Annotated in this window: 11 protein-coding genes; 4 read left to right on the plus strand and 7 right to left on the minus strand. The window is 67.7% G+C overall.

Annotated features, from left to right (window positions below; translation table 11 throughout):
- Positions 1 to 69: 69 nt before the first annotated feature.
- The 3 genes from K225_RS0102330 (at position 70) to K225_RS0102340 (ending at position 3,416) form a co-directional block, all read left to right on the plus strand.
- Complete coding sequence (locus K225_RS0102330) at positions 70 to 1,212, plus strand: acyl-CoA dehydrogenase family protein (protein ID WP_026434906.1); 1,143 nt, start codon at positions 70 to 72, stop codon at positions 1,210 to 1,212.
- Positions 1,213 to 1,361: 149 nt separating this feature from the next.
- Positions 1,362 to 2,348: a tripartite tricarboxylate transporter substrate binding protein gene (locus K225_RS0102335; RefSeq protein ID WP_026434907.1), complete on the plus strand. Its 987-nt coding sequence runs from the start codon at positions 1,362 to 1,364 to the stop codon at positions 2,346 to 2,348.
- A 51-nt stretch (positions 2,349 to 2,399) separates the two neighbouring features.
- A complete protein-coding gene (locus tag K225_RS0102340; RefSeq protein WP_026434908.1) occupies positions 2,400 to 3,416 on the plus strand; it encodes a tripartite tricarboxylate transporter substrate binding protein in 1,017 nt (338 codons plus the stop codon).
- Positions 3,417 to 3,438: 22 nt separating this feature from the next.
- Here K225_RS0102340 and K225_RS0102345 read toward each other — a convergent pair whose 3' ends face one another.
- The 7 genes from K225_RS0102345 to K225_RS0102375 form a co-directional block, all read right to left on the minus strand.
- Positions 3,439 to 3,906, minus strand: a complete 468-nt coding sequence (locus tag K225_RS0102345; RefSeq protein WP_026434909.1) for a PaaI family thioesterase — start codon at positions 3,904 to 3,906, stop codon at positions 3,439 to 3,441.
- A gap of 150 nt (positions 3,907 to 4,056) precedes the next feature.
- On the minus strand, positions 4,057 to 5,052 hold the full coding sequence (locus K225_RS0102350; protein WP_026434910.1) for a tripartite tricarboxylate transporter substrate binding protein: 996 nt from the start codon (positions 5,050 to 5,052) through the stop codon (positions 4,057 to 4,059).
- 29 nt (positions 5,053 to 5,081) lie between these two features.
- Positions 5,082 to 6,650, minus strand: a complete 1,569-nt coding sequence (locus K225_RS0102355) for a class I adenylate-forming enzyme family protein (RefSeq protein WP_026434911.1) — start codon at positions 6,648 to 6,650, stop codon at positions 5,082 to 5,084.
- A gap of 8 nt (positions 6,651 to 6,658) precedes the next feature.
- Complete coding sequence (locus K225_RS0102360) at positions 6,659 to 7,606, minus strand: tripartite tricarboxylate transporter substrate binding protein (RefSeq protein ID WP_026434912.1); 948 nt, start codon at positions 7,604 to 7,606, stop codon at positions 6,659 to 6,661.
- Positions 7,607 to 7,826: 220 nt separating this feature from the next.
- Positions 7,827 to 9,140, minus strand: a complete 1,314-nt coding sequence (locus K225_RS0102365) for a Glu/Leu/Phe/Val dehydrogenase (RefSeq protein WP_026434913.1) — start codon at positions 9,138 to 9,140, stop codon at positions 7,827 to 7,829.
- Positions 9,141 to 9,341: 201 nt separating this feature from the next.
- Entirely contained in the window at positions 9,342 to 10,208 is an 867-nt protein-coding gene (locus K225_RS0102370; protein ID WP_026434914.1) for a phosphate--nucleotide phosphotransferase, read from the minus strand.
- A gap of 149 nt (positions 10,209 to 10,357) precedes the next feature.
- Positions 10,358 to 11,296, minus strand: a complete 939-nt coding sequence (locus K225_RS0102375) for a LysR family transcriptional regulator (RefSeq protein ID WP_026434915.1) — start codon at positions 11,294 to 11,296, stop codon at positions 10,358 to 10,360.
- 136 nt (positions 11,297 to 11,432) lie between these two features.
- On the opposite strand from K225_RS0102375, the gene K225_RS20210 reads away from it, so the two are divergent.
- Complete coding sequence (locus tag K225_RS20210; protein WP_034711638.1) at positions 11,433 to 11,897, plus strand: PACE efflux transporter; 465 nt, start codon at positions 11,433 to 11,435, stop codon at positions 11,895 to 11,897.
- The last annotated feature ends 74 nt before the right edge of the window (positions 11,898 to 11,971 follow it).

Consider the following 11,971-nt stretch of genomic DNA (forward strand, 5'->3'; position numbering starts at 1 on the left):
CCATGGCTGCCAGCGATTATTCAGAAAGCGCTGGGGCCTGTTTTGAACTTTTATCCTGAGACCCCGACCATGCAAGACCTGATCCAGCGCACCGTTTTCCGTGAAGACCATGAACAGTTCCGTGACGCCGTGCGCCACTTCTTTGACAAGGAAATCGTGCCGCACCTGGCCGAATGGGAACGCAACGGCATCGTGCCCAAGGAAGTGTGGCGCAAGGCCGGCCGTGAAGGGCTGCTCAACACCATGCTGCCCGAGCCCTACGGCAGCGGCGGCGACTTTGGCCACGCTGCCGTGCTGATCGAGGAAGTGGGCCGCACCAACGCCACGGCGCTGGGTTTCCCGCTGCACTCGGACATCGTCTCGCCCTACATCTACGCCTACGGCAACCAGGAGCAGCACGACCGCTGGCTGCCCAAAATGGCCGCCGGTGAAATGATCGGCGCCATCGCCATGACCGAGCCCGGCGCGGGCAGCGACCTGAAGTCCGTGCGCACCACGGCCAAGCGCGAAGGCGACCACTACATCATCAACGGCGCCAAGACTTTCATCACCAACGGTATCAATTCCGAAATCGTCATCGTGGTCTGCAAGACCGCGCCCGATCTGGGTGCCAAGGGCGTGTCGCTGATCGTGGTGGAAGAAGGCACGCCGGGTTTCAGCAAAGGCCGCAAGCTCGAAAAAATCGGCCTGATGGGGCAGGACACCTCCGAGCTGTTCTTCGACAACGTCAAGGTGCCCGTGGGCAACCTGCTGGGCGAGGAAAACATGGGCTTCAGGTACCTGATGCAGGAGCTGGCCCAGGAGCGCCTGGTGGTGGCGGTGCGCGCAGCCAGCAGCATCGAGTCCTTCCTGCAGAAGACCATCGATTACACGCGCGAGCGCAAGGCCTTCGGCCAGACCGTGTTCGAGTTCCAGAACACGCGCTTCAAGCTGGCCGAGGCCAAGGCGCAGGCCACCATGCTGCGCACCTTCGTGGACGAATGCATGAAGCTGCACATGGAGCGCAAGCTGACCCCCGAGCGCGCCGCCATGGTCAAGCTCAACGCCACGGCGCTGCAGAACCGCCTGCTCGACGAGTTCCTGCAGCTGCACGGCGGCTATGGCTACATGACCGAATACCAGGTGGGCCGCGCCTGGACCGACGCGCGCATCGGCCGCATCTACGGCGGCAGCGACGAGATCATGAAAGAAATCATCGCCAGAACACTTTGACCCCCTGAGCCGCTTCGCGCCATCCCCCCAGGGGGACCGCCCTCGCTGCGGGGCGGCCCTTGCTCGGCGTCCCGCCGACGGGTCGCGCCAGTTTTGACGGGCCGTCGGCAACACATCACGGAATCACACCCACCCAAGGAGACAACACCATGGCATTCACCCGGCGCAAGACCCTGACCCAATGGCTGCCCCTGATCGCGTTGGCCGCCGCCTGCGGCGCTGGCGGTGTACAGGCGCAGGACCCGTACCCGAGCAAACCCATTCGCGTCATCGTGCCTTACCCGGCCGGCGGCGGTACCGACACCATTGCCCGCCTGATCGGCGTGCAGCTTTCTCAGCGCTGGGGTCAGCCCGTGGTGGTGGAGAACAAGCCCGGCGCAAGCGGCATGCTGGGCAACGACATCGTGGCCAAGGCGCCTGGCGACGGCTACACCGTGCTGATGGGGATCACCGCCGTGGTGCAGATCCCGGCGCTGTACAAGAAGGTGCCCTACAAGCTCGGTGACCTGGCGCCGGTGTCGCAGATTGCCAAGTCGGCCGACCTGCTGATGGTGCCGCGCAGCACGGGCGTGACCACGCTGCAGCAGTTCGTGGACAAGGCCAAGGCCGCGCCCGGCACGCTGAACTACGGCAGCTACGGCAACGCCACCTCGTCGCACATGAACGGCGAGCGCTTCAAGCAGAAGGCCGGCATCGACATCGCCCACATCCCTTACCAGGGTTCGGGGCCGGAAGTCGCGGCACTGCTGGGCGGGCAGCTGACGCTGGCCTTCGTCGATGCCACGGCGGCCTATCCGCACATCAAGTCGGACAAGGTCAACATCCTGGCCGTCACCGGCTCCCAGCGCCACCCCGCGCTGCCACAGGTGCCTACCATGACCGAGTCCGGCTACCCCGGCCTGGAGGCCAACGGCTGGTTCGGCATGTTCGTGCCTGCTGCCACCCCCAAGGCCATCGTGGACAAGCTGGGTGCCGAGGTGGCGGCCATCGTCAAGTCGCCCGAGCTGCACAAGCGCCTGACCGACATGGGGTTGATTGCCGTGGGCTCGCAGCCTGACGAGTTCAAACCCGTGGTGGAGAAGGACGCCGCCCACTGGAAGGCCGTGGCCGAGGCCGCCAAGATTTCCATGGACTGACGGCGCCACGCCGCTGCCCTCACCACCCCCATAAAACCAGGAGACAAGGCAATGACACATGGCACCCACCCTTTGCACTGCAACCGGCGCCAGCTGCTGGCCCTGGCGGCAGGCGCTGCGGCCTCAGGCCCGCTGACCGCACTGGCGCAAGCACCAACCAGCTTTGCCACACGCCCGGTGCGGGTGGTGGTGCCCTTTGCCGCAGGCGGCGCCACCGATGTCATCACGCGCGTGCTGGGCGAGCGCATGGCGCAGCGCTTCGGCCAGTCCGTGGTGGTGGACAACAAGCCCGGCGGGGGCGGCGTGATCGCCGGCGAAGCCGTGGCCAAGTCGGCACCCGACGGCTTGACGGCGCTGCTGGGCACCACCTCCACCATGCTGTCCAACCGGTACATCTTCAAGAAAATGCCGTTCGACCCGTTGACCGACATGACCCCGCTGGTGCGGGTTTGCCTGGCACCCATCGCGCTGGTGGTGACGGCCGACGTGCCGGCGCAGAACATGCAGGAATTCATGGCCTGGATCAAGGCCAGCAAGGGCAAGCTGTCTTACGGCTCCTACGGCATTGGCTCGCACGGCCAACTGGCCTGCTCCACGCTCAGCGAGGTGGCGGGCGCCGACATGGCGCATGTCGCGTACCGGGGCGAGGCGCCCATGGTTGCCGATCTGCTGGGCGGGCAGGTCAAGATCGGCATGGGCAGCCTGCTGTCGCTCAAGGCGCATATTGACAGCGGCAAGCTGCGCGCCCTGGCAGTGACTGGCCCACGGCGCGTACCGCTGCTGCCCGATACGCCCACCTTTGCGGAAGCCGGCTTCAAGCAAGACGCCCTGTCCATCGTCGGCTGGCTGGCCATCGCTGCGCCCAAGGGTCTGCCGGCAGACGTGGCGCGCCAGTGGGCCGAAGCCGCCAACAGCGCAGTGGCCAGCCGCGAAGGCATGGCGCGCATCATCGCCGCTGGCTTTATTCCCGTGGACGACGACACGCCCGCAAAGTTTGCCCAGGCGTGGGCACAAGAGGGCCCGATCTGGGGCCGTCTGCTACAGGCAGCAGGCGTGCAGCCTACCTGAGCCGCGCCACCGCCCGCCTCGCCTACGCCCCGGCAGGCTTGGGCTGGCGGGGCACCAGCTTGAAGCTGCCGGTGGCCATGGCAATCAGCGTGCCATCCTCGGCATGCACCTCACCACGCGCAAAACTGATGGAGCGCCCGCGCCGCTCGCAACGTGCGGTGGCGATCAAATCCCCGGTACCCGCTGCAACATAGTGCAGCGTCAGGTCAATCGTGGCCACGCCATACGTGGCAGGGTCGTGTGCACGCGCGGACGCGGCCAGGGTGCAGTCCAGCAGCGTGGCGATAGAGCCGCCATGCACCTCGCCGCGGCTATTGGCCTGTTCCGGCTGAAAACCCATGCGCACCTGCGCCCTGTCGTTGCCGATGCGCTCGCCGCGCAGCGCCATGGCGCGTGCCATGGCCATGGGCAGGCCGAAGAACATGTCGGGGGCTTCGCCGGCGAAGGGGCTGGCGGGAATGTTGTCGTGGGCAGTGGACTGGTGTTGCATGGCGTGGATTGTCAGTGGTTCATGGTGGGCCCGCGTGGCACTGCACGGCCCAGGCGCGGGCAGCCGCGCAAGGGCCGCCCCGCCGCGCTGGCTGCGTCCCCCTGCCCGGCGAAGCCGAGAGCGGGGGAAGCCGCGCAGCGGCTCAGGGGGTCAATCTACCTTGGCGCCCGTGGACTTGACCACGGCGGCCCAGCGCGTGATTTCGCGCTCGATATGTGCCTGCAGCGCCTCGGGCGTGGAGCCCACGGGCTCGTAGCCGCCGGCGGCCAGTTGCGCCTGCAGCGGCGGTTGGCGCAGGGCGGTGGCGATCTCGCGGCTCAGGCGCTGGGTGATCTCGGGTGGCGTGCCGGCCGGCGCGATCAGCGCGTACCAGCCCGTCACGTCGAAGCCGGCAATGCCCTGCTCCTGCACCGTCGCCACCTCGGGCGCCAGCGCCGAGCGCTGCTGGCTGGTGACGGCCAGCGCGTGCATGCGGCCGCCGCGGATGTGCGGCATGGAGGTGGAGATGCTGTCGAAGGTGAGGTCGATGTCGCCGGCCAGCATGGCGTTGACCACGCCGGCGCTGCCCTTGTACGGTACATGCGTCATCTTGACCCCGGCGATGCTGCTGAAATATTCCGCCGCGAGGTGCCCGGTGTTGCCGTTGCCGGCCGAACCGAAGGTGAGCTTGCCCGGCGCGGCCTTGGCGGCCTGGATCAGCTCCTGGATGTTCCTGGCGGGCAGCTTGGCGCTGGCCGCCACGACCATGGGCAGGTTGGCGACCAGTGACACGGGCGCGAAGTCCCTGCGCGTGTCGTAGGGCAGTTTCGGGTAGAGGCTGTCGTTGATGGCATGCGCGGCCAGCACCATGAGCACCGTGTAGCCGTCGGGCTTGGCGCGTGCCACATACTGCGACGCCAGTGTGCCGCCGGCGCCCGGTTTGTATTCCAGTACCACCGTCTGCCCCAGCTGCTGCTGCAGCTGCACGGCCAGCGGCCGGCCCAGCAGGTCGGCGCTGCCGCCGGGCGGGTAGGGGATCACGAGCTGGATCGGCTTGGCGGGCCAGGCATCCGCCGCATGGGCGGCAGGGGCCAGCAGGGCGCTGGCGCCCAGGGCCAGGCTGGCAAGCACGGCGCGGCGCAGCCGCGAGGAGGGGGGCAAGGACATGGCAGTCTCCTGAGCGGGGTTGGGGAAAATCAGTCGGCGACCGGCGTGGCCTGCAGGTACTGCTCGCGCAACTCACGTTTGAGCACCTTGCCGATCTCGCTGCGCGGCAGGCGCTCGGCCAGCCGCAGATCGGCCACACGCTGGGTCTTGCCCACGCGGGTGTTGAGCCATTCGCGCAGCGCCCCGGCGGCGGGCTGCATGCCGGGGCGCGCCACCACGTAGGCCACGGGGGTCTCGCCCCACTGCTCGGAAGGCACGCCCACCACGGCGCACTCGGCCACCTCGGGGTGCTGGCACAGCACGCCCTCGATGTCGCTGGGATAGACGTTGAAGCCGCCCGTGATGATCATGTCCTTCTTGCGGTCACCCAGCACGATGAAGCCGTCCGCATCCAGCCGGCCCACATCGCCGCTGCGGATGTAGCGCTGGCCCTGGGCGTCGAACCATTCAGCGTCGGCCGTTTTCTCGGGCAAGCGGTAATAGCCGCTCATCATCCCGGCCGAGCGGCCCACGATCTCGCCCTGCTCGCCGGCGGGCAGCTCGCGCCCCTGCTCGTCGATGAAGCGGATGTCGGCACCCTCGCCGGGGCGGCCCACGGTGTGCAGCTTGTGGGGGAAATCATGGCAGTGCAGCTCGCAGCGCACGCCGCCCTCGGTCATTCCGTAGTACTCGATGAGCCGGCCCGGCCAGCGCCGCAGCACCTCGGCCTTGAGCGCGGCGCTGAAGGGCGCGCTGGTGCAGAACTTGTGCTGCAGCCGGCCCAGGTCGGTGCCGTCGAAGGCCGCGCAGGCCATCAGGCGCTGGTACTGCACCGGCACCAGCATGGTATGGGTGGCGCCGTGCTGCTGGGCCAGCTGCAGGTAATGCGCGGCATCGAACTTGCGCATCAGCACCAGCGTGCCGCCCAGGGCCAGCGTGGGCAGGGCCGCCACCAGCGTGGTGTTGGAATACAGCGGTGTGGCGCACAGCGAGACTGCATCGGGCCCATAGCCGTTGGTGACCGCGCGCCGTACATGGGCCCAGCGCATGGCCCAGGACTGCACGATGCCCTTGGGAACGCCCGTGGTGCCCGAGGAATAGATCACGTTGAACGGCCAGTCGGGGGCGGGCGCTATCGGTGCCGGCGCGCTGTCGCCCCGGGCCAGCCATTGCGACCAGGGCTCGCCCGCTTCGGGCGCGTCGTCCAGCGCCACGCAGCGCAGCGCGGCGCCCGCGTGCAGGGGCCATTGCGTGGCCACCTCACGGTCGCGCAGCACCAGGTGCGCGCCGCAGTTGTCCAGCATGGCGCTCAGGTGTGCGGCCGTGGCCGACGGGGCCAGCGGCGCCACGGCCACGCCGGCGCGCAGCGCGCCCAGGTAGGCCAGTACATATTCGACCGAGGTGCCGGCACAGATGGCCACCACGTCGCCGGGCTTCAGGCCGTCGCGCTGCAGGCTGCGCGCCACACGGTGCATGCCCGCGCGCAGGGCGGCGTAGTCCAGGCGCTGATCCTCCAGGACCAGGGCGGTGTGGCCGGGTCGGTGCGCGGCCTGGCGCTCTATCAGTTCGGGCAGCGAGCCAAAGGGCTGGGCCAGCAGGTGTTCGATGTCTGGGTGCATGGTCATGGCTATTCGAGCGACAGGCCCGCGGCCTTGACGATCTGCGCCCAGCTCTTGCGCTCCTGGGCGATGAAGGTGTCGTACTCGGCCGGCGTCTCGCCGCCGGGCACGCCGCCCAGATCGGCAAAGCGCTGGCGCACCTCGGGCGTCTGCATGGCCTTGCGTGCCGATTGCTGCAGGCGCTCGACCAGCGCGTCGGGTGTGCCGGCCGGCGCCAGCAGGCCGAACCAGGCCGTCACCTGCATGGGCACGCCGGCCTCGGTCATGGTGGGCACGTCGGGCAGCTGCGCCGAGCGCGTGCTACTGGTGATGGCCAGCGCGCGGAACTTGCCCGACTTGATGTGCGGCATGGAGCTGGGCAGGTTGTCGATCATGAAGTCCACCTGCTGGCCCAGCAGCGCCGTCACGGCCGGCGCCGCGCCGGGGAAGGGCACCAGGGTCACGTCGATGCCGGCCTTCTGTCGGAACATTTCCGAGGACATGTGCGGCGACTGGCCCACGCCCGAGGTGGACACGTTGAGCCGGCGTGTCTTGGCCAGGCTGACCAGCTCCTTCACGCTGCGCACGGGCGAGTCGGCATGGACCACCAGGATGTTGGGCACCGAGATCACGTTGGTGATGCCGCGCAGGTCGCTTTCCTTGTAGCTGAGCTGCTTGTACAGGCTGAAGTTGATGGCGATGGGGCCGATGTTGCCCATCAGCAGCGTGTAGCCGTCGGGCTTGGCGCGCGCGACCTGCGCCGTGCCGATGCTGCCGCCGCCACCGCCCTTGTTCTCGACGACGATGGAGGTGCCCAGGTCCTTGCCCATCTTCTCGGCCAGCACGCGCGCCGCGATGTCGGTGGTGCCACCGGCTGCGGCCGGCACGACCATGGTGATGGGGCGTTCGGGCCAGTCGGCCCAGGCGGCCAGAGGCAGGGTGGCCAGGGCGGCCAGCATGCAGCGTCGAAAAATCATGGGGACTCCTTGGGGGGCGCCTTGGCCTCGACGAGGCCTGTGGCGCAGGAGTCCAACGATAGCCATGCCCACCGCGATCCGCACCTAGGGTTTGGGAGCGAATGGCTTTGCCATTGGCAAAGCCCGGCTTTCTAGACGCGAAAGCAGGTGCTCTGCTCCTGGTCGGCAGAAAAAAAAGCTGCCCAATGGACAGCCTTGTCTTGCGAACACTGCGTTTGCTTCAGGGGTACAGACCGCGCATCTCGCGCGCATGAAGGATGCGCGTGCAGGCGACGATGAAGGTGGCAGTGCGCAGGCTCACCTTGTGCTCCTGCGCCACCTGCCAGATGCCGGCGAAGGCATCTTTCATGATGCGTACGAGGCGTGCGTTGATTTCGTCCTCGCTCCAGAAGAAGCTGGAAAAGTCCTGCACCCATTCGAAATAGCTCACCGTCACGCCGCCGGCGTTGGCGATCACGTCGGGCAGCACCAGCACGCCCTTGTCGTGGAGGATGTCGTCGGCCTCGGGGGTGGTGGGGCCGTTGGCGCCTTCGATCACCAGGCGCGCCTGGATCTTGCCGGCGTTGGTGGCGGTGATCTGGGTTTCCAGCGCCGCCGGGATCAGGATGTCGCAGTTCACGCCCCAGAATGCATCGTTGTCGAGCCGGTCCGCGCCGGCGAAGCCGCCCACGCCGCCGGTTTCCTTCACGTGCGCCAGCAGGGCGGGGACGTCCAGGCCCCCGTCGTGGTAGATGCTGCCGGTATGGTCCTGCACGGCCACCACGCGCGCGCCGGCCTCGGCAAACAGCCTGGCGGCCGTGCCGCCCACGTTGCCAAAGCCCTGCACGGCCAGCCGCGCGCCCTCGATCTTCAGGCCGATGTGGTGTGCTGCCTCCACGCCCACGGTGTACACGCCGCGGCCGGTGGCCTCGTTGCGCCCGAGCGAGCCGCCCAGATCCACGGGTTTGCCGGTGACCACGCCGGTGGCGGTTTCCCCGACGTTCATCGAATACGTGTCCATCATCCACGCCATGATCTGGCCGTTGGTGTTCACGTCGGGCGCTGGAATGTCCTTGGACGGGCCGATGATGATGCCGATCTCGCTCGTGTAGCGGCGCGTGAGGCGTTCGAGCTCGCCCATCGAAAGCTTCTTGGGATCGACCCGGATGCCTCCCTTGGCGCCGCCGTAGGGTACGTTCACCGCTGCGTTCTTGACCGACATCCAGGCCGACAGCGCCATCACCTCCGACAGGGTCACGTCCTGGTGGAAGCGCACGCCGCCCTTGCCCGGGCCGCGGCTGGTGTTGTGCTGCACGCGGTAGCCCTCGAAGTGGGCGATGGCGCCGTTGTCCATTTCAATCGGCACGTCCACGATCAGGATGCGCTTGGGGCGCTTGAGCGTTTCCACCCAGCGCGCCAGGCTGCCCAGGTAGGGGGTGACGCGGTCTACCTGTTGCAGGTAGTTGCCCCAGGGGCCGAGGTGGTTGGCGTCGAGGTATGACGGCAGGGTGTGGGCGCTGGCGATGCTGCCGGGCGTTGCGGTGGCTTGCGACATGGCGGGTTCCTTGTGGGATCAGTTCAAGGAGGTGAAGCTTATGCCTGCGGCGCCGGGCTGTCCAAGGCCGGTGCGTCACGGGGTTATGCGCCGTTTGCATAATGTTGCCCGTGCCCGGTGCTGTCTTTGCTTGCGCATTCCAAAGCAGCTGAAAACGTCTTCAAAGACGGGCGATACCACCATGACGGGCATCAAAACCAGTCATTCCACCGTGAAATGCTCCAGCCCCGGGTCACCTGGCGGGTAGCGCAGGTCCAGGTTCTGCAGCACCTCGCGCAGCACGGTGGCGATCATGAGGTTGCGGTGTGTCTTGGAGTTGGCGGGTACGATGGTCCAGGGCGCCCAGGGGGTGTGCGTGGCCGCCAGCAGTGTTTCGTAGGCCTTCTGGTAGTCGGCCCACTGCTTGCGCACGGCGATGTCGCCCATGTCGAATTTCCAGTGCTTGGTGGGGTCGTCCAGGCGCTCCTGCAGTCGCTCGCGCTGTTCCTCGAAGCCGATGTGCAGCATGAACTTCACGATGACCGTGCCGGTCTCGCTGAGCATGCGTTCGAAGTCGTTGATGTGGGCCAGGCGCTGGCGCTGCTGCGCGGGCGTGATCCAGCCGTTGACCACCGGCACCAGCACGTCTTCGTAATGGCTGCGGTTGAACACCGTCAGCTCGCCGGCACCCGGTACCCGCTGGTGGATGCGCCACAGGTAGTCGTGGGCGCGCTCGGGCTCGGTGGGCGCCTTCCAGCCCACGGCGTGCACACCCAGGGCGCTCATGCTGCCAAACACGCCGCGCACGGTGCCGTCCTTGCCCGAGGCGTCGGTGCCCTGCAGCACCACCAGCAGCTTGTAGCGCCGGTCGGCATACAGCAGGTCCTGCAGCGTGTCGAGCTCGATCGCCAGGGCCTGTACGTCTTCCTTGGCCTGCGCCTTCTCGCCGTCCATGAACGGCGTGGCGCCGGGATCGTAATCCTTCAGCGAAAGCGCTTTGGGGCCGTTGCCATTGGCTGGCTTGGGTTGCCAGGCGGCCCAGCGCTTGGCCAGGGCCTTGTCTTGGATGTGAAAGGGGGAGTTGCTCATGGTTGTTTTTCGATGGGTGGGGCAAGCAGCTTGTCCCAATGCGCCAGACTGGTCAATGCACGCTTTCCGTCTGCAAACGTTTCAATGCTGTTGAATCCATCGCTTTGGACGCTGTATGAATAAGCGCCGCAGCCACTTTTGATGGCAGATCAGGCCGCCGCGCCCGATGCACCCTGCTGCGCGATCAGCTGCACAAAGCGCCGCGCGCCCAGGCCCAGCGGGCGCTCCTTGGACCAGACCACGTCCACCCACAGCGCCACGCCGTTGCTGAGGTTTTCAAACGGCATCTCCACCAGCGAGCCGGCGGCGATGCGCGGCTGCACCAGCGCGCGCGGCTGCCAGCCCCAGCCCAGGCCCGCCTCGATCAGGCCCAGCGCGGCCAGGTGGCTGTCGGTGCGCCAGTGGTGGCGGGCAAACACGAAGCGCGGGTCGGTCTGCGCCAGGTCGCGGCTGGCCACCACGATCTGGCGCGTGGTGGTGAGGTGTTCCTCGCGCAGCTGGGCGCGCGCTGGCGCTTCACCGCGGGCGGTGGCCGCGGCGCGCGCGGCAGCCAGCACCGGGTGCTGGCGCGCCATCACGGCCACCAGGGTTTCGCTGCCCACTTCCTGAAAACCCTCGCGCCCGTCGATGCTGGGGCGCTCGAACACCAGCGCCAGCTGCGCCCGCCCGCTGTGCAGCAGCGCCAGGGCATCCTCCTGCGGCGCGGCCAGCACCTCCACCTGCAGCAGCGGGTATTGCTGCGCCAGCGCGGCCAGCGGCGCGGTCCAGCGCGCCGCCAGCAGCTCGGGGGCGATGGCCAGGGTGAGGCGCTCCTCCAGGCCCTGTGTGAGCGCCAGTGCCTGGGCATTGAGCTGGCGCAGCTGGGCGGCCAGCAGCCGCGCCTGCGGCTCCAGCGCCCGGGCAGCGGCGGTGGGCCGGGGCTCGCGGCCGCTGCGGTCGAACAGTTGCACGTCGAGCTCGGCCTCCAGGTGGGCCATGGTCATGCTCACGGCCGAGGGCACGCGCGACAGTGCCCGCGCCGCCGCCGAAAACGAGCCCTGGTCGAGCACCGCCAGAAACACCTGCACGCTGTCGGAAGAAAAGGCCATGGCCTGCCAATCTGTCAATAAATCTGAAACAAGCTGACTTTATATATCAGTCATCCGGACATAAAGTGCCGCCATGACCGTGCATGCACCCGTACCCGTGACCCTGTCCGTTTCCTCGCTCCCCGCCGCCCCTGGCCTGCAGGGCGTGCGCCGCCGCGTGCTGTATGTGACTTTGTACGAGCTCATCGCCATTGCCGTGGCCACCTGGGGGCTGGCGGTGCTCACGGGCCAGAGCGCCGCGCATTCCAGCGTGGCATCGGCGGCCGCCTCGGCGGTGGCGGTGGTCTGGAACCTGCTGTTCAACTGGGCCTTCGAGCGCTGGGAGTCGCGCCAGGCCGTGCGCGGGCGCAGCGTGCGCCGCCGCATTGCCCATGCCATCGGCTTCGAGGGCGGCCTGGTGTTCACGCTGGTGCCGCTGTTTGCCTGGTGGTTCAACGTGAGCCTGTGGCAGGCCTTCGTGATGGACCTGGCGCTCATCGTCTTCTTTCTTGGCTACACCTTTGTCTTCAACTGGGGGTTCGACCGGGTATTTGGACTGCCGGCGTCGGCGCAAGGCGCACCCGATGCTCGGGCCGCAGGGTCTACGGAGGTTGCTCTATAAAACAGAGCTACTGGCGCTGGATATGCAAGCGCTGCAAGCCATTTTGGTTGAAATTCGCGCGCTGCAGCGGCGGG

It is taken from the genome of Acidovorax sp. JHL-9, from assembly GCF_000426205.1.
Taxonomy (GTDB): domain Bacteria; phylum Pseudomonadota; class Gammaproteobacteria; order Burkholderiales; family Burkholderiaceae_C; genus Acidovorax; species Acidovorax soli.